A 25,018-nucleotide genomic window follows, 5' to 3' on the forward strand; every position below is an offset into this window, starting at 1 on the left:
TAACCAATAGGAATGGGATAATGTTGAACCATTTTATTAGTGCTTTTACTCTCGCCGTTAAGAATTATTCAAATAAACCAGCAATTTACTTTGGAAAGGAAGTACTTAGTTATAAAAAGGTAAATCACTTATCTGATAACATCGCCAATGAAATTTCCAAGCTTGGTTTACCTAAAGAAACGATTATTCCTTTAATCTTGGAAAGAACGCCTAACATGCTCATAACCATGGTCGGTATATTAAAATCAGGGTGCGCCTTTCTGCCAATAAGCACCTCATCTCCTTGTTCTCGTGTTGAGTATATTTTAGAAGAAACAAAATCAAAGCTGCTGTTTTGCGATGCAACTACTCAATTTAAGATCCCAGAAAGAGTTAAGAAAATTTCACCCGAAGAGCTTTATTCTGACACTAATAACGGTTTTCATATGGTCTATGATGGCAATGACCTTGCTTATGTCATGTATACGTCTGGCTCAACGGGAAAGCCAAAGGGCGTTTTAATTGAGCATCAATCAATGATGAACCTCTTTTTTTCATTAATTGAAACCTTGTCTTTATCAAATAATGATTTATTTCTTGCAATTACTGATTACACTTTCGATATTTCATTAATAGAATTATTAATGCCATTAACCCTTGGTGCTTCTATTGTTCTTACCGAACACGGCGTTGTTGCAGATGGAAAAAGGATAAAACAATACCTTAAGAACTTTGAGATCAGCTTTATGCAAGCGACACCATTGACTTGGGAAATATTATTGAAAAATGGTTGGACAAATAATGGGTTAACACGACTCTTAGTAGGCGGTGAAAAATTTAAAACTAGCCTTGCTTTAAAACTTCATTATGAAAAAGGAAATGTTTGGAATGTTTACGGACCAACCGAAACTAGCATGTGGTCAATGATTTATCATTTAAAACATCCAATAACCACAGAATCTGTGCCTTTAGGAAAACCTGTTGCAAACACTAGTCTTAAACTTGTGTACGAGGAGGATTCCGACCAGGCCGAAGCCGAACTTTATATTGGTGGACTGGGTGTCGCGAGAGGCTATTTGAATGATGAAGAACGGACTCATAGCAAATTTATTTTTGACGAAAATGACCGCTTTTATAAAACAGGTGATCTCGTTATCAAAACAGATAACGACACTATTTGCTATGTGGGGAGAAAAGACGATCAATTAAAATTTGGGGGTATTCGCATTGAAGCAGGCGAAATCGAATCAACCATTGAACAAGAAATTTTTGTGAAAAAAGCTGTTGTAAAAATTCACGAGCATAACGATTATTACAAAACATTAGCCGCTTATGTCGAAATTGATGAAGAGTCTTTTTTTTCTCACGATTCTCATATTGTCAGTGAAGACTCCTCTTTTTACATGGAAAAAATCTATGATGAAGCCTATACTAATGCAAAAAAATTTGAAAATAAGATTGTAAATACTTGCGGTTGGCAAAACTCTTTTACAGGGAAAGTGTTTGAACCAGAGGAACTTGCTGAATCCTATATTAATATTAAACGATATATTCACAATGCAGACTTAAGCGATGTGCTTGAAGTTGGGTGTGGTACTGGCAGTTTACTTTTAGACTATCTACCAAAAGCACAGCAAGTCACATTAGTTGAGATCTCCCAGAAAGCAATCGATTATGTCAAATCCATAGTTCCCAAAGCCCAATTAGCCAAAATTGGCTTTAAACTCGAATCCATTATTAATATTCATGAAATAAATCGATACAGCTGTATTATTGTTAATTCAGTAATTCAATATTTGCCCAGTATAAAATCACTGGTTGATTCACTAAAACAACTCATCAAAGCCACAAAACCAGGTGGTTCTGTACTGATTGGTGATGTGCGCTCACTCGAGTTGTTAGATGTGTTTCTTACAATTAAACATTTTTGTCATCATCCCGAAAACACTGAAATATGCCCGTCCCATTTATTTTACAAATCAAGAGATGCTGAAATTGTTCTATCCCCCCTATTCTTTTATGCATTAAAAGAACAAGTTAAGCGCATAAGTTGGGTTGATATTAATGTTAAACAGGGTACTTATCTAAATGAGCTTAATTATTTTCGCTATGATGTAATACTACACATTGAAAAAGAAGTGAAACAAGTTGAATACCAAATTAAAGGGTTCAATGAATTAAGTGATGAAAATGACTTAAGTAGTTTAATCAATCAGGAACCAAAACCGATAAAAATCCAAAACATCCCTTATGATTATCTTGATAATCTGTGCGAAAATTTATCCATTAATAGCCTACTAAAAAATTTCACTTTCCCCTTGGAGGATAAAAAGAAGGAACTTATCTCTTCACTATTGCACCATAGAATTGAAGGTTATGAAACCTTTATTCAATATCAAAGTAATGCACCACAGGGGTATTTACAAGCGCTATTCATTCCCCTCTCTGATAACCCATCATTAATACGCCCTCTTGAAAAAGAGAAAATTGACTCTTTTCACCCCTATTGCCGAGAACCTTTTAGCCCATGGGTTCAACAGTTCTATTTTGATCACATCAAGATGAATGTCAAAAAACATGTTATGGCCTGGGTAAATCCATCTATCTATATATGGGTTGAAAAATGGCCTCAAACGGTGAACGGTAAACTGGACAAAAAAAAATTATCTCTACCGAAAGCCTATACTTATAATCAAGATAAAGGTTCAGTGCTATCACAACTAAAGCAAATGTGGCTTAATATTACAGGTGACAATGCGTTGATTACAGAAGAATTTTGGACTCATGGAATATCCTCTTTATCCATGTATTATTTTTTGGCGACAATCAATGAGAAATTTCATCTTCACATGACTTATCATGAATTTCATCAGCATAATACCATGGAAAAAGTGGCATCCTATATCGAAACTTTACTCGCATCATCACTGGGTAATGAAAAAGTTAAGGATTTTTGATGGACAATCATGCACCAATTAATCAATCAGTGATAAAAAGCCTTGATAGCCTATTTTTTCTTTCTTCCCCTAAAGAGTCTGAAAAAATTGTTTTCTTTATCGATAAAAACCATATTATTCAAAAAGTTATTCTTAAAACCAACCAAGAAGCTCTTTTAAAACTCTCTTCTTACGATAAAAAATCTTTTACAGAAGCACTAGAGTTCTTACATCTTGATACAAATAGGGTATTGAATCTAATTCAACGGGCAACTGCATCTTTTTTTGAGCATTCAGAATTTAGCGACAAGGAGCTACACCGAGAATACATGCTATCGGCTTCCTATACAGGGACAATCTATGTGGTTATATTGACGCTCATAAATAGAACAAATGAAGCATTAAAAACCTACATCAATACCATCATAAACACCCTACCTGGCGCCATTTATTGGAAGGATACCGAAGGCCACTACATGGGATGTAACCAATTTGTGGCTCAAATGGCAGGTTTTGAGCGGCCTGAGCATATCATAGGGAAAACAGATTTTGATTTGTGCTGGAAAGAATTCGCTCAAGAGTGGCGCGACCTCGATTTAGAAGTGATGCGAGAGAATAAAACCTATAAGAGGGAAGAAACAGCAAAACTAGCAAACGGCTCGATCATTACCGAACTCACCATCAAAAGCCCTTTATATAATGAAAAAAATGAGATTGTTGGCATAATCGGTACCTCAATGGATATCACTGAGCAGAAAATATTAGAACATGATTTAGTGAACGCTCAAAAAAAAGCTGAAGCTGCAAGTCTTGCTAAAACTGAGTTTCTTGAAAACATGCGTCATGATATTCGCACCCCTCTTTCTGGAATTGTTGGCTTTGCTGAAATTCTTAAAAGCGAGTCAAAAGAGCAACACACGCAAGAATATGCTGACAATTTAATTGCATCCAGTCATGCTTTATTGGATTTAATGGACGATGTGTTAGAAGCAATTCGTGTAAGCTCTGGTGAAATCCCGATGCTTAGGCAAAAATTTGATTTAAAAGCTTTATTAAAGAATGTCATCGATCTTAATTTAGCAAAATCAAAAGCAAAAAAATTACAGCTTCATTTTCTTGTCGATGAAAATCTTCCACAATATGTCATTGGCGATAAAATCAGGATTCATCGAGTTATCCTAGAGTTAGTTGGAAACGCACTTAATTTTACAAATGCAGGTCATGTTACCCTAACGGCTGATTTAGCTAAAAAACATGACAGACAGTTAATCATCCGAATAAAGGTGAGTGATTCTGGAATTGGCATACCCCCAGAAAAACAACAGGATATTTACCTGCAATTTAAGCGACTTACTCCTTCCTATAAAGGCATTTATAAAGGAGCAGGCTTAGGTTTATACATAGTCCGGCAATTTATTGATGAATTAGAGGCTGAAATTTCAGTGAATAGTCAAGTTGGTGTAGGTACTTCTTTCACTTGCATTATTCCTTTGCAAGAGCCCTTATTAGCCGATGCAACCGATATTGATAACCATTTTCCTTCATATAAAGAACACAGTCTACCCTCTAACTCTAACTCCACTGAAGATAACAAAAATAAAGAAGGAACCAGTAAGAAAACGCAAGTTTTAGTCGTTGAAGACAATGTTATTGCTCAAAAAGTAGTGAAAACCATCCTCTCTTCAATGAACTGTGCAGTTGATTTGGCATCCAATGGAAAAGAAGCTTTAAATAAAGTTAATCTCAACCACTATGATTTAATCTTTATGGATATAGGGCTTGGTCAAGGAGCTGATGGTTATGAAGTAACCAGAGAAATTAGAAAAAGAGAGAAGGATTCAGATCATGTTCCAATTGTGGCTCTAACAGCACATGCAGCAGAGGAAAATAAGCAACGTTGTGTTGAGGCAGGTATGGATGCAGTTTTGTCAAAACCCATTACACAAAACCATGCATCCAATATTCTTAATGGATTTATTAGAAAAGAAAAAGCTGCAGTAGAGCCTCAAAATTTAGCCAAACTTGATTTACCCGATACCGAAGAAGAATTATTTGAGCTAGAGCAATATCCACTGCTTGAAATTGAACAAGCATTAAAAAATTTAGGATCTAAATCAATTCTTATTGATTTATTAGAAAACCTAGTCGACAAAGCAGTCCCCGAAGACTTTCTTAAAATGCAAACTGCCTTTGCTGCTCAGAATTATGAGCAAGTCGAAAAACTCGCGCACAAAATAAAAGGTGGCGCAGTGTATGTGGGTACAATTCGCATGAAATATGCCTGCCAATATTTAGAGCGCTACTGGAAATCAGGTCAACGAGAACTATTCGATAAACTCTATAAACAAGCCGTTTCAGTCATTGAGGAAACAGTAATCTATGTCAAAAACTGGCTTAAAACCGCAAGTAAATGAATCGTTGTTTATTGATAGCTAATTACAGTTCAATTTCACACCCAAAATTGATTAACATCAGGAAAATCTCGATTTTTTAGACTATGATTCACAACTTTATCTCCCACAAAATTGTGGATAATATTCTCAAAAGACTTAAGTCTCATTTTTAACTGTAAGAGAACTATGGATGATTTAATTTGCCTTTTTTGTAATAAATAAAAATTTAGAGTCACTTTTCTATAAAATATTTGTTTCCAATAGAATTAAATAATACTTTATAGTGTGAATCATTTTGTATTGCCTCAGCTCCGTATACTAATGCACCTAAAATGATTGCCTTGTTATATTCACCCATTCCCGATTTAACCACTAACCCACCTAACTCAATTTTACGCCTAGTATCAGCCCGTCTTTTTTTGAGTCTTTCCAGAGCGAGGTTTTTTTCACAACGCGCAATAGTTTGCTTTTGAGTTTTAATTTCATCAACTATGTCCATAAAGATGCTCCGCAGAAATTTTGGAAAAGAATAAGTCCAATTGCTGCATATCAAATTGATGAAGATTATATTTATAAGCAAGATCACCGATTGCAATCTTATGTTTTTGCTGAAGGGCTTCAAGTTTTTCTTGAGCTTTTTGAATTTTATCCATGAGTTCAGCTTCCATTTGCGATACTGTCTTCTTTGACATTTTTTTCTCCGCAAATTGAATAGTCTCAAAAACAGCATAACTCCTTCGATCTCCGAATTCAATATCAAAAAAATATATGAGCAAAGCGAATTCCATCTATCCCGAAGCGAAAGCTAAGGGCGCAATATACAAACTTCGTTTGTGTTGCTAAGATGAGCTATGGCTATCGCTTTCGCTCGTGTTTCCATACACTCGCGCTCTAAAGGACATAGCGCCGTAGCCGCAAGTGCTTATCGCACTGCATCCAAGCTATTTGATGAGAGAATAGGAACTAACTATGATTTTTCTAATCGTAGCGAGGTCGTGTTTTCTGAAATTTTGTTGCCACCTGGCACGTCGCAAAAATTTTTAAACCGTGAATTTTTGTGGAATGAGGTCGAGCGAGTTGAGAACCGCATTAACTCACAACTGTGCAAGGATGTGGTTTTAGCATTACCTAAAGAACTCAATCGCGTTCAGCACATCGAACTGGCTCGTCGTTTTGCACAATTGCATTTTGTTGAAAATGGTTTAGCTTGTGATGTGGCTATTCATGACGGTAATGATGGCAATCCACATGCCCATATTCTGGTAACGCTTCGCCGTATTGAAGGCAATCAATTCTCAAAATATAAAGCACGGGATTTAAATCCTCAGTTTGCTAAAGGGCTAATTGTCGAAGGAGATTATTGGCATGAACAATGGCGTGAATTTCAAAATGCTTACTTTCAGGAAAAAGACATTGATTTGGCAGTTGACCTAAATCACCTTATTAGCGAACGACATGCAGGCCGTATGCGTGAGGGAAGTAACCACTATCTTCACGAAGAAAACGAATTAATTCGAGAAGGGCGTAAAGAACTAGCCCTTCATGATTTAGATAACTTAATTAATCAAATCTCATTAACAAACAGTGTCTTCACGCGTCGCGACATTGAGCGGCTTTTGTTTAAAACTTTACAGTCAGAAATAAATAGCTCAGTTTATTTGGCCATAGTGGAGCGGTTACTCGCTCACAAAGACGTCATTCATTTAGGGGTTAATCATCAAGGTATTGATTCTTACACCACGCGGTATCAATACCTTGCAGAAGCTAAGCTATTAACTAATGTAGAACAATTACAAGCGCGTCGCTCATTTGTATTTAACAATGACATAGAACCATTCATTCAAAGTTATCGTTTAAACGAAGAGCAGAAGGAGGCATTTTCTTTTATCACCCAAGGTGAAAATATTAGTGTTTTGATTGGTCGTCCAGGTGTGGGGAAAAGCTATTTATTAAAGCCTCTAAAAGAGTACTATGAAACAAACCATTGTCGGGTTATTGGAGCCGCTTTATCAGGGAAGGTGGCCAAAGCGCTGCAAGCGGATACAGGTATAGAGTCCTCCACCATTGCTTCACTGACATATCGCCTAGATAAGCAAATGCTTAAATTTACCAGGCATGATGTTTTAGTCATAGATGAAGCCGGCATGGTTGATTTTGCCAATATGGCTTATTTACTAGATGAAGCCAATAAGGCCAAATGTAAGGTGATATTAGTCGGTGACCCTGACCAATTAAAGCCCATACAGAAAGGTGAAATTTTTCGTGGTATCGCCGAGCACACTGGTTATATCGAGCTAGATAATATTCGAAGGCAAAAGAATCCCGGAGATAAACAAGCAAGTCTTGATTTAGCCAAAGGCAAAGTTGATGCTGCTCTTGCCCATTATATCAAACAAGGCGCAGTGCATTTAGAAAAGGATGAAATAAATGCTAAACAGCATATCGTTTCGGACTGGATTCATAGCGTCAAAGAGTGTGGGCTTAGAAATCATGTAATGCTTGCTTTTACGCGTAAAGCAGTCTCTGCATTAAATGACAAAGCAAGAATTGCTTTGCAAGAAGCTGGTCAGCTTGGTACTAGTGAATATAGTTATTACAAAGACAATAGCGAACGTGAAATCAAATTAGTAGTTGGCGAGCGCATACTTTTGCGCCAGAATGATAAAAATTTAGGTGTAAGGAATGGTGATTTAGCCACCATTTGTACGATTAATGACAAAGAATTTACCGCCATTTTAGATAGTGGTGAACAGGTAACTATTCCTAAAAGCTACAAATACATTGATTACGGTTATGCGCTAACAGTGCATAAATCCCAAGGAATGACAGTTGATAAAGCTAGTGTGCTTATTGATAGTAAGTACTGGGATAGAAACTTAAGTTTTGTCGCAATGACTCGTCATCGAGAAAAACTCGCACTTTATGCTGATAAAAATAATCATCCTGATTTAAAGGCCCTTTCTGAAACGCTTTCTCGCACAAAAACAAAAGATAATGTCATTGATTGGCCATTGGACTATGCGATCCGCGTAGGCTTTGACCCTGATAAATTAATTGGGCGAGTGATTAATCGTATTACTGATATCGGCCAAAAAGTAAAACAAAGCTGGAATTATCTTATTAACTATGAAACTTATTTGAAAGCCCAAGAAAAAATGCAAAACCAAGCTGAACGAGAGAAAGCGCGGGCTATGGCAAACGAGCTAGCTACATATTTAGATAATAAAGCAGTGCTTAAAGAGGAAATATCGATTTTCGAAAAAGAAGGTTTTAAAGGCACTGATAAAACCAAATCGCCTATTTTTGACTCACTTTATAATCGAATAACTGAGATGAACAAAAAAGCTTATGAATTATTTATGAAGGTAAAAGAGCAGCCTCATCTATCGCCATCGATAAAAGATAAACTTCAGCAAGGAAGCGACCGTTATGAACGGTATATGGCCATTAAAACGATTGTTGAATTACCCTCTCACATAAAACCTAATAAAGAATCGGTAGCGAAAGCACTTTCAATTGATGTAAAAAAAGATTACATCCATATAGCGAGACTATGTAGCCAAAATAATAAAAACCCAACAGAGGTAGTGCAACAAATTGAAAATCTACAAAAAAAACACCAACAACAGATTTTTAACCAGCTTAAAGTAACTTACCCTGTCTTAGCTGATTTTGAGCACTTACACTCAGTAAGAAAAAAAGTCACAGGTTTTAAAGCCGAGCAATTAGCCACAATTTTGGAAATTAAAAGCAAGGAGATAACTAGTAATAAAGAACTTTTTATCCAACTTCAGGAGAAATTGCCGCATTTTATCAATAAGTTAAAAATTGCATCTCAACAAATACATACACGTAGTAAGGAATAAATTAAATGAGTATTCAATAGAAAGCAGTCGATTCTCTTTCACTACTAAAGCACACCGTTTCCAACAAGCTCATAACTTCCTCTATACCGCTAGGCATATCAATACATGCTTTAATTGACTTCTCGAATAACCTCTCATAGTTTGAGACAATACTGAGTGCTCGATCAAGTAAAATTTTTATTTCTTCTAGGGACATGGTTATAGGCGTATTTGTTTCCGGGTCAATTAAAATCGGACCCAGAACATTTCTTCTATCAATATGGAATTGTTTTTTATCACGTATTGTCTTGAGCTTTTTTATAAGCCGTTGCAGATCAATGTACTCGAGTGCCTTGAAATCTGCATCGATACAATCTAAATATGTTTCCATGGAAAGCGAAATTTCCTCTTTAATTCTTCTTAAGAAGCCAAATAACCCAAGAGCATCCCTCTGCTGATCATATAATTTTATTAAACATTGGACACTGTAGTTAAAATTTGATTCATGCATGTCCATGATAAAATGGGTCTTAGGTATAGAAAAATGCTGATTTTTTTGTAACATCTCAAAGAAAGTTACAGAATAATTAAAATGAATAAATGACTTAGCCACATGATGCAGTATTACATCAAAAATTCTTTGAAGCTCAGGAGACATTTTTTACCGCCTTTCAAATTTTTAAATTAATACTCATTTCTTTTCTAAAAACAAGAGAATTAATGGAGTTTAGTTCTTAACTATTTCTATTATTTTCGGATTTTTTCTGACGATAAATCTCTTCCCTATCCACATGAATAGCTTTAGGCACACTAATCCCAAAGGAAATTTCTCCATGTTAGGCTCCTTGTTGGGAAACAATAGTAACAATCTGGGCCTTTAATTTGAAAAATTAATTTTTCTTCAAAAGTAATGCTCACGATATCCATGTATGACTCTTCAATTAAGTTCCAATTGGCCTGCTTTAGGACAGAGGATAATACAAAGCTATTTAATAAGTGTCATCCACAAAGCCTTATCAGTAAGTATCTAACTGATAAAAACAATTAAAACGTTTCACTTATTGAGTAGCTCTCAGTATTTTTAACGAAGATATTTTTCTTAATCTCTTGTTTAGGGACGTCAATAGAGTGCGCAACGAGGTTTTTCATCTTTTCACATTGATACCAAACATATTGCTTTGCCTGAATAGGCGCAAAGCCTGAGCGCATGATAATGGAAATATCTTTGGGCAACTTCATCACCTCATCAGCTCGCAAAAGTGGGATCGCCTGATAGCTTATATTTCTGCTTCTACTTGTACCCTGGGTTTGATGAGATGTTGCCCAAGTAACAATACGTTTAGTTTGAGTCCCTAGCATCTTGCTAATAAACTCGGCATCATTAATATCCTCAGTTGCAAAAGCAATCTTTGTTTTAATGTTGGTAAACGCACGCGCCTCATCATGGCTGTATTTCTCATAAGTCTGGGCAATATATTGAAACAACAAAATGCAACGCACTCGGTATTCCCGCAGCAACTTTAAGGAACGACGTAAACGTTCAATGCGTCCTAAGGATGAAAATTCATCAATTAAACAAAGTAATGGATAAGGTTCTTTTTGCGGATCAGGGATTTCTCTAATCATTACTGAAATTAATTGTTGCCAAAACAAAGTAAGTATTGGTGCTAATCGTTCCATATCCTCATCGGTAAAACCGATATAAATAGTCATTTTCTTACGACGTAAATCACTTAAATCAAAATCAGATTCACTGGTGGCTGCATCAATGATAGGGTCATCAAATAACTCAAAATAACCAGAAAAGGTTTCTAAAATGGAGCTTCGCGTTTTTTCATGGTTATTGATGTAGGAATAACCATTGCGATAAAACTCTGGATCGAGATGGTCAGTATTATCCAGTAGCTCTTGCAACCAATAATCAAATTGCTGTTGTTTTACCAGCCGATTAATTTCCCCTAGAGTTGTTGGATGTTCCGATGAATCTAGCAAATACAGTAGTAATGTTTTAAATAGCTTCCGACTTGCTTGTGTCCAAATGGGATCTGATTTTGGATTATCAGGTATCAAAATATGAGCGATGCGCTGAATATCAGTAATGCGATGGTTTTTATCCTTCGAAATTAGCGAAAGGGGATTATAGCGGTGCGTTTTCCCGTCTTTATTAGCAGGTGCAAAACAGTAGCAAGTATGTCCTAATACCTTTTGCCGGTAGCCTGATGTGGTCTCAAATAAGGTTAACTTAACGTCATTACACACGACTGAATAAGGGTAATGAAATAAATTAGGTATAGCGATAGAGCGTGTTTTACCGCTACCTGATGGGGCAAATACTAAGACATGCTCAAAGCCATTCGAATAAAGCGGTGCGCCGTATTTCAAGCCGATAATTAAACTCTCTTGTTCTTTTTTAAAGAATCCGCCTTGCTGGATTTCAAACGCATTGGCAAAATGCGCGTCACCGAGTACGGTATCGGAAGGCCTTAGCTTTCCTAAGAAGTAACAAATAGGTAATAAGACTATCAGTAGGAAAGAAGCAAACTGAACCATCCAAAAGCCATTTAAATCCGATGAGTCCGAGCCTAAGCTAGCGAATAGCGTAATGATTGAGAAATTGTTTATTGAATCATCAAAAATTAAGGCAAATAGGCCCTTACTAATAAAAAAACTTAAGATAGATAGAAAAAACAGTGCAAAAAGTAAGAAGCTTAAAAAACGAAAAAAACCTCTTTTAAAATACGCGATAAGCGATATGGTAATAAATAAAACAATAAAACTACCGACCATCACCTCTAAATAATACCCATGAGACAAAATAGTCAATACTGACCACGGATAAGGGGTATTCTTAACATTTAAGAAATAAAGCGACAAAGCGCTTATTGCTTCACTGATAATCAGTAAAGCAATAATTCCAATGAGCCCATATCGTTTTTTATCAGAATTTACGCACTGCACGCACATGCCCCAAGGTGTTTGATTTGTCACTTTGTACTAAATCGCCTGTACTGAAATTTTGTAGCCAAGCATTGCTCACATCGGCTTCAGTCGAACTCCAGTAATACTCTGGTGCAAAGTGGGCAACACCTCGGGGTTGTAAATTGGCTTTGAGTAAGCTCAATTCATAAATCGAAGGCAGGTACCAATCGCCATAACAGGTTTCGTAAGGACTTGCAGGTATAGAGCATGGCGTAACGCCGTCTTCTAGTACACTGTAGCGTGCAGCAATTAATGCAGCAAAATTCCCCTTTTGATTATCAATGGTTTGTTGAGCGATAATGAGTCGAGTATTACTTTCCCCAGCTCCTATCCCATCAGCACGTGCATTAGTGACTTTATTACCGCTTGCCCCATTACGCCATTGGGTGCCCTTGTAGTTATTTAAGTCATTAAGACTTGCAATAAGGCCATGCTGGCGCGTTTCATCTAACCAAAAAATAATCCCCCCCTGGTAAATATCACCTAACTCATGAGTTTTTGTAATAGCACTAATAACATCACCTTCAATTTTAATGCCCTCTCCTGCGATGTAATAACCAGGAGGACCCTCTGGGCCTTGAGGGCCTTGCGGACCTTGTGGTCCCGGCACACCCTGAGGGCCTTCAGGACCAGGGAGGCCTTGGGAGCCTTGACCAATGGAAGCTATTTGTTGGCTGAGTATAATGACTTGCTCCTGTAGCCAGCCAATGCGCTGCCAGATTTCTTGGTCATCCGCATGGGCAAGCGGCACGCTTGCTAAGAAAGAGGAAAAGTAAAGGATTAGTTTTTTCATGTTTTACCTCATTGTGTTGCAGTATTTTTATTGGAAGCAAGCTTGAAGTAGACCCAAGTGACCGCCCTTCCAGCAGGCGTTTTCTTCAATTGAACAATGATGTCAATGACTTCATTAAGTTCGCGTAAAATGTCTTCATCACGCATCGAAGGGACATTATTGAGTTTGTAAAGTTGGGTCATGCGCATAAAAGCGACTTGTGGATTAGAAGCGTGAATGCTGGTCATCGAGCCTTCATGCCCGGTGGCACAGGCATTAATGAAGTCTAAAATTTCACGACCGCGAATTTCACCCATAATAAGTCGTTCGGGTCTTAGCCTTAATGAGCATTGCACTAAATCTTGCATGGTAACTGTTGCAGCCCCTTCACGAAGTTTTGGGGCTAGAAGGCTCACTTTGTTTAAATGAGGTAAATTAATTTCAAAGGTGTCTTCAAGCGTGATAAGGCGTTCATGTTTGGGGATATGATGGCAGCAGGCATTTAAAAAAGTAGTTTTCCCGGAAGAGGTTTCACCTGAAATGACAATGGTTTTTTTAGCAAGAATGGCAAGTACGATAAATTCACCCCATTGTTGCTGATGATAAAGCTTGAGTAATTGGTGGTCATTTTCCGATAATAAATCATTCACTTTACTTAACGAAAAAGGCTTTGCCTTACTAAAAAAAGAAGCCGCTTCATAATCAGCGAGACTGTGGCTCGCAATCGATTGACGCCTAATGGATAACGTCATTTCTTTTGCGGCCGGAGGAATCACCAATTGAACGCGAGAGCCATCCCTTAAGTTTCCTGATAAAAGAGGCCATGATTCGTTAATAACCTGACTATTTTCATTGGCAATAAGGGTGAATAAGCGTTTTAAATGTAGGCTATCTAAAACTGGCAATTCAAAGCGATGCATTTCACCTAAGCGTTCAATAAAGACTTCACCTGGTTGATTAATTAAAATCTCTGAGACTTGCTTGTCAGTTAACCAAGGTTCTAAAGGTTTGAGTAAACCTTGAGAGCCGGGTGCAAAAAAGGCTTTGTTTTCTGTCATGATTTACCCCCAATACGTGAAGCGATGGAGTAAAAATCCAAATCGTGAGCAACAAAGACATTAATTTGTGTGCCCTGATTAATTTGCAAGGTAGGTTTGATGTTGTAGCGTTCTTGAAGTGCTTGGTTTGAGGCTTGTTGAAAGCTTGAGGCAATGGCCATGCGATATTGTGAACGGGAATTAAATTCATCTTGACCATTAACACTATTATTTGCAGCATAGGCACCTAGGACTGACAGCAAGGCACTGGTGCTAAACCGTTCAAAAAAGTGTCTGTCGATGTAATCAGCGCCAATGCCAGCTCGTCCAATGCGATCAGTACTTGGACTATTTAAACTAATGATAACGCCATTGGCCAATTGCACGCGATTCCAGACAACTAGAATCCGACTTTGCCCTTCGACCACGGATGAATTAAATTGCCCTACTAAAACAGAGCCACGCGGAATTAAGCAGTTTTGACCTTCAAGGGAAAAAATATCACGCGTGGTAATCGCTCTTACCATACCCGGTAATTCGGAATGAATAGCGGTTTCTAGCGTGGCTGAAATCATTTCACCAGCAGGGACGGTGTGATAAGGATGGGCAAGTGTTGTAGCACTAACGGAAGTAATCTCATTTTGCTGATTTAAAAATTGCACATCGGGGTTATCACCAGAAATTAACGACGCAGTGGTTTGCGAGGTTTCTCTAAGGCTTTGTGAGTGCTTTGCTTCCGATGAAACAAAGAAAGTGGTGGGTGCATTCATTCTCGCTAATAGCTCTTTGCTTAATTTGGTATGAACGGGACTAGCTTTATTAGGCTTTTCGATAGGAGTGAAAATAGTTTGTAGGGGTTTTTCTTTTTCCTTAGCTTGATGCTTCATTTGTTCGATCAAATCGAGATTTTGTGAAAGGGTTAATTCTTTTTGTTCATTCATTGGCTCGCTAACTTCTTCTGCTTTCGTTTCAAAGGTTGGAAAAAAGAAAAAAGTAACTACTCCTAGACCCAATAACATAATTAGAGATAGTTGCTTTAGGTTCAAGGGCTTGGATGTATTTTTATTGGGAGTCACTTGCGAAAGAGAGATAAAGGGGTTCTCCTCGTTATCATGTAAGACTTCGTCATTCATTGTTATCTTCCTTGTTTGATTCGGGCAATTTCATTGCTATTAAACACTGAAGCGATGAGGCTTCCATTTCTTAAAGTAAATTGCGGTGCTAAGCGATGGATAATAAGGGTATCGCCTTGACGGCGCGTATTAACAATCGCTTCTTTGCCTTGTGAATCCTCAACAGCGAAAATAGCGGGAACAGGCTGATTTTTATTGAGTTCGAAATAGGTAAATTGCCCATCGTCATACACGTGCACAGGTCTAATTTGACTGTTACCACTGAAGCGATAATTCCAATTGAATTGCTTTTTGTCTTTGTTCTTTTTAAGGCTTTCTTTTTGCAAAAGGGCTTCTTTTCGTTGCGTTTCTTTTTGAGCTTGCTCATCTTTTGGGTAATTAAATTTAATCGCATAAACAGGAGGGCTAGGTTTTCCCATTAGACGAGTATTGCTCGATACGTTAAAGTAATAATTGTGCTTATTGGTGACGACAGTCATGTTGGTGTTTGAATTGAGCGTGGTAGGCTTTACAAAAATCATATTGGGCAAATGCTCATGATAGGTCACCATCCAGCTGCTAGTATCCCCACCTTCCACAGCAAGGATAGATTCTTTTTCACTAAATAAAATTTGAGTAGCGGCAAAAGTAGAGGCTTTAAGCTTAACCACGTTATTGTCTTGGTAGTTCACATACTTAATCCGCGCATCTTCCTTATACGCTAACGGGGTTTGTTCCCCATAGTTTATGAGGGGAATTAAGGTAATGACGCTTGTCAAAAGTAATTTATTCATGGCGGCGGCCTCAGACATTACGAAGTTGTTTGCTATAGCGAGTTACTTGAAACCCATCCCAATTTTTCCAACGCACATCGGGTGCATCCGAAGGTTTGGTATAGCGCCAGGAAATAAGCGCGTTGTAGTGGGTAATACTCTGTTTACCAGTGGCTTTATCGGTATCGGTTAAAGTGAACACGACTTCGGCGAGATTTTGGTGATTTTTAGGCAAATCCTTTTCATTAAAAATGAGGTTATCTAAGAAGTTGATGCTATAGACATGCACTGTTCGATAAGCGGCTGCCCCTAAGCGATTGATAGGCGCTTCTTCGGAAGTTTTGGCTTGTTCGCGTAAATAATCGTTATTGACCTCATAATTAGAAAGTAAGCTGACTAACTCAAATTGCGCGCGGTAGGAGCTTAAATCATAGCTTTCCCGATTCGTAATATAACGAACGAGATCACTTTCTACTTGCGTGCGATTAATTGGAGCGTTGCTTTGGGTGAGAGGCTCTACAGTAGTTACCCCACTTTCGTAATGGTGCACCATCATGGGCACTAACGTTTGCAAGTTAGCTAAAATGGCAATGGTAATTATCGAGCAGACATTTAGCACCATAGCCAGCATGAAAGCCATTTGATAACGCTGACGCGACAATTCAATACGCGCGAAATTATCATCAGCCCAAGTTTTGGCTTGCTTAAAATAATGGTTGAGGGTGTTTTTGCTTGAACTTAATCGCTTCATGAATGACCTCGCATTTGATTTCGAATGCTTGACATGGTTTGCGTTGCTTTGGTGCTGGGGAAGCCTAGGCTTGCAAGACCATAAGAGCCGGCTTTCTTAGCTAGATTAATTGCTTTTTGGCTTATATTTTTTCCTTGGGTTGAGGCACCCAATGCACCACCGATAAAGCCACCAACCATGGCCGAACCCGTGCTAGTAGAACAGGCACCACCAATGCTTTTAGCAATCCCTGTGATTTCAAGAAGCCCCATGACACACAAACAAGCTACAACAAAGATAGGGATCCAATCGGTTGCGCTAATGTTGACTGCATGCGTGGCGTAATGACCGCCAATTGTCCAGTGAATTAAATGCATGCATAAACCTACCACCGAAGAGACAAAAACAAGGATTAAGGAAAAGCCGACTAAAACACCTAGCCAACGGTCAAAAAACGTTTTTGTTTGTTCAAACAAAGTAAAACAAAAAAATAAAGGGGCCGAACTTAGGCAAATGGAGAGCATGAGTTTAGCAATTATGATTTCAAAAAGGGCAAGCCCTACAACCGCAAGCCCTGATAAATAAATCATGAGCCCAGTTAACACCGGTGCAACATGTTTTAGAGACGCTTTACCGATAGTCCATGAACCCACGCGGATGACTTCAGTGAACACGGCTTGTAATCCTGCATTAATACCACCACCACTCATGGGTAATTTAAAAGGGATAATTTGCATTAATGAAGCCCCTATCTCGCCAGCACAATCGACAAAGAGTTTGACAAAGTATTGTGAGAAGAAGCTCCAGTTCATGGCGAAAAGGTAGACAAGGCCGATGCGAAAGCAGCTTTTAGTGAGTTCCTGCAAGGGCGATTGCGTAAGGCCTCGTAATACCCTATACCCCATAACAATAATGAAAATAGTACAAAGCCCAGCTAAAGGTTTAGCCAAGAGACTTGCTAAAGTGCTATAGCCATTAAAAACAAACGTTTTGGTCAGCACATCGATTTGATTGGTGAGCTCGACAATGATGTTGGCGTAAGTGGGATTAGCCATCATTCTTCATCCGTTTGATTAAAAAAAGCCATTTGATAATCAAGTGCAATCGCAGTAAAAAGCGATGGGTCGGTAATGTCGGTTAATTGGGCTTTTTTAAATTCTGTAGACGCATTAAGGTAGTGAGCCATCGCGTTAAAAAAAGATTGGCAATCAATATTCCCTTCGTTACTTCCCATGCAACTTAAGTAATAGCCCCCACCGGGTGGCGTAAAAAGCCCCAATTGCTTTTCGGTTGATTTTGACGCCTTAAGTAAATGTGTAATTTGCTTTTCTTTAGGGACTCCTTTGAATGAACCTTGATGACAGGCACTTAGAAGGCAGAAGCTGCTTAACAACAAGACCTTTAATTTTCTTTTCATGGCAATTTTTCCTCATAAACGAGTGAATCCGTGTTAATGGCTGTTTGTGAACAGTGCTTGCCATAATCAGGACAAGGGGCCATTAAATCTGGCGGTTGAGCGCAACCGGTTAACATCAAAATGAGCATGACTAGTCTTAAACGCATAACCTTCTCCGTGTTATTCATCAGGCAATCGATTAAATTTGGCCGTTTCACTATCCAATACGATATCGTTGGCATTATTAGCACTTGCTTGTTGGCTTAATAACGTTTGTAATTTCAGGTTTTCGGTTTGAATGTAAGCAAGCTCTGCGATAAGCCGTGAATTTAAATCAATGGCTGATTTCGTATTCGCTGTCTTTTCAATATTGGCCGATAAGGCATGAATGGCTTTAAGATGCGTGTTAATTTCGTTATACGCATAGGTTGCTTGCACACTGATGACCTGGTTAACTGCTTTATTTTGTTGGTATTGTGTAAGACGCTCATTGGAAGCCCCTTTAAGAAAAGATTGGTCATCGAGTGTGGGGTGATTTTTTTGATAGGCTTTAATGAGTTCTTGATAACGAATAGGGTTTCCGCCTGAAATATTTTGTAGGGCTTCATCCCATGTGTTGGGAGACCATTGGCGGTTTTTTAAGTCTTCGATGGAGTTAGCTAAATTACCAAAGCCATAATGACCGGTGTTTAAATCTTTAAGTTTTTTAAGTTCTGAGAGTTGCGTTTTAGCATTGTCATAGGTTTCAGCCAGTAATTGATACTCTTTTTTAAGCTGACTTATTTCTTCAGCCACTTTCGCAAGTAGGGCTGCATCAGAAACACCCAACACGTCTGCCTGCACTTCTGATGCGAAAAACAAACTCATGAGAAGAAAATAAGGGACTTGCTTTCTCATAAGGCACTCCGCTGTAAAAAGAGAGGTAACCAGTCGTTTGGATTTGTGCCTACTTCTTCAATAAGAGCATCTAATAAGCTCACACTCCTTTGATTTGCTGACAGAACGCGTATTTCCTCGGCCAAATCTTTCAAATCGAGTTTGCAAAGGATACTTTTCTTGTCTTGTTTATAGAGAAATAAGCGTGATTCGGGTGTGAGCTTTTTGATGGTTTGGTATTCCACTTCCGATAAACCTAACTTTTCTTTAAACACGTTCTCGTTGGCTGTAGGGTTAGGAAAGTAAATAGTGGTTGCCACATTAGTAATGATTTCGGAGGCGATGGGAGAATTAATCACTGACTCAGGTGATTGGGTCATGAAAATGAAGTGGCCGTTTTTCTTTCTGATGGTGGCAGCCCAACTTTTTAAGTGCTTAAGCCAGAAAGGGGAGGCAAACACTTGCCAGGCTTCGTCAATGATAAATGAGGTTAACCTGCCATCTAAGCATTGGCGCATGCGGTGTAATAAATACAAATACACTGGCGTTGAAATTAACGGGGAAACCTCATCGATAAGGTAGGTAATATCGAAACCGACCTTATCGAAATGAAAATTTAAGCCATCTACATCATTATCAAAAATCCAAGCATACTCCCCTTTTTCGAATTGCTCGCTAGCACGAAGCCAGCGGCGAAGTTCAGGCCAGCGAGGAAAATCTTTCGGTAGGCAACGGGCGATATTGGATAAATTACGATAGCGTTTTTCTAACTGTTCGAAAGAATAATTGACACACTCGTTAATTGTCTCACGGATTTGACTGGGTAAATCAGCTTCATTAGGGTGCTTAATCAATTCAGCAAACCACTCTTTAATGAAGGTACGATTTTTAGGGCTATCGGGTAACTGCAAAGGATTCATTTGAATTTTATTGACAAATTCAGGTGAGATAACCGTATAACTACTGTTTTCAGCACTGAGCACATAAATTTTTGAGGCTTCGTCTCTGTCTAGGAAAAAGCTGCGATTGTTATAACGTCCCATTTGCGTATCTAAAAATGCAACCAGTGTGTTTTTCCCTGCGTTTGTTGCCCCGAATATGGCGGTATGGCCTTTGGCAGGATTTGTTTTTGACGATTTGGAATGGTAGTTAAAATACACCGGGGTCTTAGAAGGCGTTTCTAATAAGGTAACGGCTTGGCCTAGATGATTTTCATCATAAAAGCCTGCCTCAAAGTTATGCAGTGAACATAAATCGGTTAAATTATGAGAGGTGACAGGGGTAGCCCTAGTAATAAAATGATGGTTTGTCGGGATTTGTGCCCAGAAAGCAGGCTCAGCACCAATGGTTTCTTTAATGACTGCAGTTCCTGATAGCTGGTAGGCTTTAACCGCTTGGCGAATCGCTTTTTCTAATTCTTCTTTAGTGGAAGCTAATAGCATGAGGCTATGATGATGGTAGCCTAACAGGCTTAAGCTGCTGGCGATACTGTCTTCAAGCTTTTCTAAATCATCTATTTGACTGCGGCCTAAATCGTTTGCACTGAGCATTTTACTGCGTTTTTTCTTAATGATATCGAGCGCTACTTCTTTGGGTATGGGCGCAAAGGAGTGAGTCAGTACATACTCGCAATCAAGCTCAAGCAGTGGGTCAAAGATAACGCTTCCTGTTTCTTCGCAGTATTGTTTAATCGATAGCATAGCGGCAAAACGGGTATCGTCTTTGTTAGCGCCTTGGAATTGAATGGCTTCGCCAAAGAAAATTTGGTGTTTAGAAAGATAATGGCCGATATGCCCATGAGGATAAATCAATTCTGGTAATAAAGCCTTGGCCATGTGTTTTGAAGAAGGCGGGCAAGTGATAGGCTTTTTAAATTGAATCTTTTCTCCGCCGTTAATCACTATGGAAAGAAATTCTAAAAGCTCGCTATATCCTTTGATTCCGTCTTTCTCACCCAGTTGATAAGGGGTAAATGCTGAAAGCGATGTTTTTAATTGTTCTACTTTGGTATTTAAAGCAGTTAAATTGTCTTCACGTCGTTTTGCTTTTTCTTCCTTAAACTTCGATTCTTTAAGTTTTTCTAAAAAGGAGAGGGATTTTGCAATTTTGCTTGAGGTATCCCCTTTAAGGACAGTCGTTAAATAAATGTCATTGCGATAAAGGTTTTTTCCTTTAAATCGCGCATGATATTTATCGTTAACCCTTTTTGCAAAGCTTGATTTAAATTCCCCACCTAAATTCGTTTCTTCTTTTCGCCGATGGACAGTAACGTATTGGATAAATCGTTCATCAAGCGTTAGTAGGGCTTGGTGTAAGCGGTAGGTCATTTGATTTAAATAGTCTTCATCCGCTAGGAGGAATGGGATTCCTTCAATTTTTAATATTGAACCTAAATAGCCATGTTGAGACTCAAAAATAGTGGGCGAATTTAAATGCGTGATGGGAAACATGGTGCTGATTCTTGTTTCTTGGCGTGCTGTCTTTAAGGGGTTAATAAGGCTCATAAGCGCGTACTCCCCAAAGACGTTGATTAGGAATAACAGGAAGGTTTATCCGTTTGAAAAGAATGCTAAAAAAGGCCGCGTCTTTGCGGCAAACTAACCAGCCAAAGCAGTGAAGTGGAATAAAAAGCCCTAGATAAACTAAATTGCCTAAGGCAATAAAAGAACATACTGAAACCATGAGGTTAAGCGCATGGTATTCAAAGGTGACACCCGCTGTCATCGCGGGTCTTGTCAGTGCCCCATAGACAAGATGAGTTTCGATTGAATTTCGTTCAGTCATTAGCTCACCTTACTAATTGGGTGTAAATCATTGAGGAACCAAAAATAAGCCCCAATCCAATTAAAAGGGCTGTGAAATATTCTTTAGGGAATTGGTGTTTCCAGATACACAAATAGCCACCGATGATAATTGCACCTACTCCAACTGCTCGAGCTAGGGAACCTTGTAAAAAATTGACAGCATTATTAATGACCCCTTCAAGCGTTGCCGCAAAAGCAGGTACTGGCAAAACCAGTAGCAAGAGGTACAAAGGATTTATCTTGGCAAGTTTTTGTAATTTCTTATTCATTTGTATTTTCCTCATTAGCGGCTTTTTGCTGAAATTTAGCTGTAGCTAGTTTGCGCAAAAAAATTTCTTCTCGATCCACATCAACATGAATTGGCGCATTAATGCCGATAGCGATAACGCCATTTTTCTTGCCTAAAATTTTGATTTTGATTTGACCCTTATCAATTAAGACCTGCTCACCGACCCGTCTTGTTAATACAAGCATGTTTACTCCTAGTGGTTATGATTTGATATTTAATATTTTTTTCATTTGAGAAAGATTAAATTCGGCTATCGCAGGTGTTTTTGGTTTAGTCGAAGGTGTTACTTTAAAAACAGCATTTTTCTTCTCAATTGACTTACAGATTTCGATAAACTGCGGCAACGTTGGCGGAAGTTCCTTATTGGCCATACAAACTTTAATTGCAGATTCAAGTACAGTATCTTTGATATCAATAAGCGCTTGACTCCACTCTTCTTTCATAAAACTGATGAATTGCTCATGTTTTAATTGGCTTCTCCAAGCATGCCCATAACAGGCAGCAAACTTTAGAAATAAGCTGTCCATCCGATTACGACTTACTTCCCCATTTTGGGAAGAAGATGACGTTGGCGTTGCTCCTTTCACTGCCTTTTGAGCCTGGTGAGCATGAATCCCAGAGGAGGTCTGTAGCTTGTTGTTTTGGATAATTTGTTTGATTGGTTGCATGTTTTTCCTCCTGTGGCAATTCCATGGTTAATTCGTCTTTCCAGCATTGTTGCGACAACCAGTTGGCTGGGTTTTTCCAATTGGGTACCCACTGATCTCTAGCTTGTTTTTTTTGAATGAAAGTAATTTGGCTTTTTAGCGCTGCTAGAATTTGTTTAACTAAATCTTCTGAAGGATTAAGCTGCTGAAAAATTTCCCAAGCTTTCTGTTGTGATCTTTTTATCGGATAAAGTTCCCAAAATTTTTCGAATTGCTTAAATAAAAAAATATAATAATTATCATTATGAGGTATGGCGGCTTTTTGGGGTTCAGCTATGTCGGCATTTGTGTGCTCAACCTCCGATATCCCTTTATTTACAAAGCTTTTATCGTGCGGGTTTGTGGTGGCTTTCTGTGGCGGGTTTATGGCGGCTTTATTTTGAACAGAAAAATCCCTGGAAGCTAATGGACATTTTAAAATGAGCTGCATGCCGTCAGATTGAACTTCAATCATGCCTGCACGTTCCAAACCTGAAACTGCACGACGTACTTGATCACGAGAAAAGCTTTGGCTTTTAATTCCCTGATGTGGCTCGATATAAAGCTGTTCAGAGATCGACTGATAACTGATTCGGCGCTTGATGCCCGTTATTCCTGTATTAACATCCATATACGGTCTGATTCCTCTTAGATAAGCCAATTGCTGGATATGAGGTAAACCACTCATTGCTGCCAGCTCATCACCATTAATGACAAAATCCATCATTGGTACTTATCCCTGTTAATCCTCGTTTTTATTTTCATAATGTGATATCTTTATAAAAACCAAATATATATATCACATACTGTGAAGAATAGACTTCACTATATATCACAAAATGTGATATATCAATGGATAATTCATTTTTCTTTGAGGTGAACTTGGCTGAGTTGAATATTAAAAAAGAAATTGGCAGGCGAATTCTCGAAGCGCGGAAAGCAAAGGGATTAACGCTAAAAGAACTCGGTGAACTTGCAGGTAATCTGAAACAAACCCGCCTAACCAATTGGGAACAAGGTACACGTGCTCCTGGGCCAGAAGAAATCAAGCAACTGGCACAGGCACTGGACGTTTCGCCTGCTTTTTTGATGTGTTTGTCGGATGAGAAGCAAATTATAAAAGCAAAGGCTCCAAGCCAGCTAATTCCTCTCTTGGATCATCGTCAAGCAGGTAACTCAAAGTTATATATCGATACGATTCGTGAACAAGAGCTGTCTGGTGGTATGATTTTTATTTCTGTGAGTACTGAGCTGCTACCAGAATTAAGTGCACAGACATTTGCACTAAAAATGGTAGATGACAGCATGACCCCTGAAATTAGAGTGAATGATGTTCTTATCATCGATCCTGCTATACCACCAAAACCTGGCAACTATGTTGCGGTCAAGATTGATGGTAAATCGGAAGTAATTATTTGCCAGTATAAGAAATTATCTTATACCTCATCTGAGTTTGAGCTACTGACATTAAATGATCATTGGCCGAACATTAAAGTTGCTGATGATGTTAACGTTAAAATTATTGGCATAGTAGTACAAAAGACTAGAAACTACTAATTGCCATCAAGGTAAATAAAGCGGTAATAACTAAGTTCTATCCAACGGCCTATCCGGCAGCTCCGCCACGATACTCTTGTGCGCTAATGACAGTTTCATACAAACCAATGCTTTCATTCTCGTGTCGGCTAATACCAGTATATGTTAGGCTTACGTCCTCGTATCGTTTGCGGGGTTGGGATAAACAAATTAAAGGTTTTTTCGGCCTATATTTTTGGGGCGCTATTGGGGCATTAAATTAAAATTTGGGGCTTTTTTGGGACATTTTGTAGACAATGATAGGCCATGAAATACAACATAAAAGTTATTAAAAACCCGCGGAATGTATTGATTTTATGGGGTTTATGATGGTCTTTGGTGGTCAGGAATGGTTTTGATAATTGGTGGAGGCGGCGGGAATTGAACCCGCGTCCGCAAATCCTCTGCCATCAGTTCTACATGCTTAGCCTTGTCTATTAAGTTAACCGTAGCCCCTCCGACAGGCAGGATGGTTTACGGCGATTCCCTGGATTTAACAACTTGATGCGGGACTAACCAAGTTGCGAGCTTATCTCTTATGACCGTTGATTCGATACCGGTAAGCGAGCTCGGTCAACGGGGCGCTGGTTTTTGGCAGCGCACGATTGGGGAAAAGTTTCTATCAATGCTTACGCAGCGATAGCGCCTTCTCCACCAGCAAAGTTTTCATCGTTTGCATTTATATTTAGTGAGTCTTATTTACGAGAGATCTCATTCTCGGCATGCACCTCAGGTTTCGCAACCCACGTCGAAGCCAGGTCGCCCCCTTTGTGTACATTTTTATTATAACACATCTTTATAGCGAACAAAATTTCGGGGTCTGCGCTTTGAAAACC

The 25,018-nt window shown here is 38.7% G+C and carries 23 protein-coding genes and 1 other RNA gene; 4 read left to right on the top strand and 20 right to left on the bottom strand.

Annotated elements, in window-relative coordinates:
• Nucleotides 1-20: 20 nt before the first annotated feature.
• The gene (locus LMI_RS13715) at nucleotides 21-2,936 is read left to right on the top strand and encodes an amino acid adenylation domain-containing protein (RefSeq protein WP_045100290.1); all 2,916 of its coding nucleotides are present in this window, start codon (nucleotides 21-23) and stop codon (nucleotides 2,934-2,936) included.
• Nucleotides 2,936-5,329 carry a response regulator gene (locus LMI_RS13720; protein ID WP_231852178.1) on the top strand — a complete coding sequence of 798 codons (2,394 nt, stop codon included), beginning with the start codon at nucleotides 2,936-2,938 and terminating at the stop codon, nucleotides 5,327-5,329. The genes LMI_RS13715 and LMI_RS13720 overlap by 1 nt, the downstream gene beginning before the upstream one ends.
• Before the next feature lie 211 nt (nucleotides 5,330-5,540).
• On the opposite strand, the gene LMI_RS13730 is transcribed toward LMI_RS13720, so the two are convergent.
• Together LMI_RS13730 and LMI_RS13735 are read right to left on the bottom strand one after the other, a co-directional pair.
• Nucleotides 5,541-5,807, bottom strand: a complete 267-nt coding sequence (locus LMI_RS13730; RefSeq protein WP_045100292.1) for a conjugal transfer protein TraD — start codon at nucleotides 5,805-5,807, stop codon at nucleotides 5,541-5,543.
• Nucleotides 5,794-6,000, bottom strand: coding sequence for a hypothetical protein (locus LMI_RS13735; RefSeq protein ID WP_045100794.1), 207 nt, complete (start codon nucleotides 5,998-6,000; stop codon nucleotides 5,794-5,796). Before LMI_RS13735 ends, LMI_RS13730 begins: the two co-directional genes overlap by 14 nt.
• 159 nt (nucleotides 6,001-6,159) lie before the next feature.
• Here LMI_RS13735 and traA point away from each other — a divergent pair, with 159 nt between their 5' ends.
• Nucleotides 6,160-9,174 carry a Ti-type conjugative transfer relaxase TraA gene (gene traA, locus LMI_RS13740; RefSeq protein ID WP_045100293.1) on the top strand — a complete coding sequence of 1,005 codons (3,015 nt, stop codon included), beginning with the start codon at nucleotides 6,160-6,162 and terminating at the stop codon, nucleotides 9,172-9,174.
• 13 nt (nucleotides 9,175-9,187) lie between these two features.
• Here traA and LMI_RS13745 read toward each other — a convergent pair whose 3' ends face one another.
• From LMI_RS13745 to LMI_RS13820, 17 genes are all read right to left on the bottom strand, one after another.
• Nucleotides 9,188-9,811: an AbiU2 domain-containing protein gene (locus LMI_RS13745; RefSeq protein WP_045100294.1), complete on the bottom strand. Its 624-nt coding sequence runs from the start codon at nucleotides 9,809-9,811 to the stop codon at nucleotides 9,188-9,190.
• 386 nt (nucleotides 9,812-10,197) lie between these two features.
• Entirely contained in the window at nucleotides 10,198-12,111 is a 1,914-nt protein-coding gene (locus tag LMI_RS13750) for a type IV secretory system conjugative DNA transfer family protein (protein ID WP_231852181.1), read from the bottom strand.
• Entirely contained in the window at nucleotides 12,092-12,925 is an 834-nt protein-coding gene (locus LMI_RS13755) for an Lcl C-terminal domain-containing protein (RefSeq protein ID WP_045100295.1), read from the bottom strand. The genes LMI_RS13750 and LMI_RS13755 overlap by 20 nt, the downstream gene beginning before the upstream one ends.
• Nucleotides 12,926-12,933: 8 nt before the next feature.
• On the bottom strand, nucleotides 12,934-13,962 hold the full coding sequence (gene virB11 / locus LMI_RS13760; protein ID WP_045100296.1) for a P-type DNA transfer ATPase VirB11: 1,029 nt from the start codon (nucleotides 13,960-13,962) through the stop codon (nucleotides 12,934-12,936).
• A complete protein-coding gene (locus LMI_RS13765; RefSeq protein WP_045100297.1) occupies nucleotides 13,959-15,074 on the bottom strand; it encodes a TraB/TrbI/VirB10 family type IV secretion system protein in 1,116 nt (371 codons plus the stop codon). Before LMI_RS13765 ends, virB11 begins: the two co-directional genes overlap by 4 nt.
• A 2-nt stretch (nucleotides 15,075-15,076) precedes the next feature.
• On the bottom strand, nucleotides 15,077-15,847 hold the full coding sequence (virB9, locus tag LMI_RS13770) for a P-type conjugative transfer protein VirB9 (protein WP_045100796.1): 771 nt from the start codon (nucleotides 15,845-15,847) through the stop codon (nucleotides 15,077-15,079).
• 10 nt (nucleotides 15,848-15,857) lie between these two features.
• Nucleotides 15,858-16,577: a VirB8 family type IV secretion system protein gene (locus LMI_RS13775; protein WP_045100298.1), complete on the bottom strand. Its 720-nt coding sequence runs from the start codon at nucleotides 16,575-16,577 to the stop codon at nucleotides 15,858-15,860.
• On the bottom strand, nucleotides 16,574-17,614 hold the full coding sequence (locus tag LMI_RS13780) for a TrbL/VirB6 family protein (protein ID WP_231852182.1): 1,041 nt from the start codon (nucleotides 17,612-17,614) through the stop codon (nucleotides 16,574-16,576). The genes LMI_RS13775 and LMI_RS13780 overlap by 4 nt, the downstream gene beginning before the upstream one ends.
• On the bottom strand, nucleotides 17,611-17,973 hold the full coding sequence (locus LMI_RS13785; protein WP_045100299.1) for a hypothetical protein: 363 nt from the start codon (nucleotides 17,971-17,973) through the stop codon (nucleotides 17,611-17,613). The genes LMI_RS13780 and LMI_RS13785 overlap by 4 nt, the downstream gene beginning before the upstream one ends.
• Complete coding sequence (gene lvhB7, locus LMI_RS15485) at nucleotides 17,970-18,119, bottom strand: T4SS-associated protein LvhB7 (protein ID WP_164493054.1); 150 nt, start codon at nucleotides 18,117-18,119, stop codon at nucleotides 17,970-17,972. Before lvhB7 ends, LMI_RS13785 begins: the two co-directional genes overlap by 4 nt.
• Before the next feature lie 13 nt (nucleotides 18,120-18,132).
• Nucleotides 18,133-18,849: a type IV secretion system protein gene (locus LMI_RS13790; RefSeq protein ID WP_045100300.1), complete on the bottom strand. Its 717-nt coding sequence runs from the start codon at nucleotides 18,847-18,849 to the stop codon at nucleotides 18,133-18,135.
• Complete coding sequence (locus tag LMI_RS13795) at nucleotides 18,846-21,332, bottom strand: VirB4 family type IV secretion/conjugal transfer ATPase (protein WP_045100301.1); 2,487 nt, start codon at nucleotides 21,330-21,332, stop codon at nucleotides 18,846-18,848. The genes LMI_RS13790 and LMI_RS13795 overlap by 4 nt, the downstream gene beginning before the upstream one ends.
• Nucleotides 21,319-21,612, bottom strand: coding sequence for a VirB3 family type IV secretion system protein (locus LMI_RS13800; protein WP_045100302.1), 294 nt, complete (start codon nucleotides 21,610-21,612; stop codon nucleotides 21,319-21,321). Before LMI_RS13800 ends, LMI_RS13795 begins: the two co-directional genes overlap by 14 nt.
• Nucleotides 21,613-21,616: 4 nt before the next feature.
• Complete coding sequence (locus LMI_RS13805; protein ID WP_045100303.1) at nucleotides 21,617-21,901, bottom strand: TrbC/VirB2 family protein; 285 nt, start codon at nucleotides 21,899-21,901, stop codon at nucleotides 21,617-21,619.
• Entirely contained in the window at nucleotides 21,894-22,106 is a 213-nt protein-coding gene (locus tag LMI_RS13810; protein WP_045100304.1) for a carbon storage regulator, read from the bottom strand. Before LMI_RS13810 ends, LMI_RS13805 begins: the two co-directional genes overlap by 8 nt.
• 15 nt (nucleotides 22,107-22,121) lie before the next feature.
• Nucleotides 22,122-22,448 (bottom strand): hypothetical protein, encoded by a 327-nt coding sequence (locus LMI_RS13815; RefSeq protein WP_045100305.1) that lies wholly within the window; start codon nucleotides 22,446-22,448, stop codon nucleotides 22,122-22,124.
• A 4-nt stretch (nucleotides 22,449-22,452) separates the two neighbouring features.
• Nucleotides 22,453-23,334 carry an LvrA C-terminal domain-related protein gene (locus LMI_RS13820; RefSeq protein ID WP_231852183.1) on the bottom strand — a complete coding sequence of 294 codons (882 nt, stop codon included), beginning with the start codon at nucleotides 23,332-23,334 and terminating at the stop codon, nucleotides 22,453-22,455.
• Between the two features lie 125 nt (nucleotides 23,335-23,459).
• Between LMI_RS13820 and LMI_RS13825 the strand changes: the two genes are divergently transcribed.
• Nucleotides 23,460-24,164 (top strand): LexA family protein, encoded by a 705-nt coding sequence (locus tag LMI_RS13825; RefSeq protein WP_102010567.1) that lies wholly within the window; start codon nucleotides 23,460-23,462, stop codon nucleotides 24,162-24,164.
• 381 nt (nucleotides 24,165-24,545) lie between these two features.
• Here the strand turns inward: LMI_RS13825 and ssrA are convergent.
• Nucleotides 24,546-24,949: a transfer-messenger RNA gene (gene ssrA, locus LMI_RS15170) on the bottom strand.
• Between the last annotated feature and the right edge of the window lie 69 nt (nucleotides 24,950-25,018).

Source organism: Legionella micdadei (assembly GCF_000953635.1).
In the GTDB taxonomy this organism is placed as follows: Bacteria; Pseudomonadota; Gammaproteobacteria; order Legionellales; family Legionellaceae; genus Tatlockia; species Tatlockia micdadei.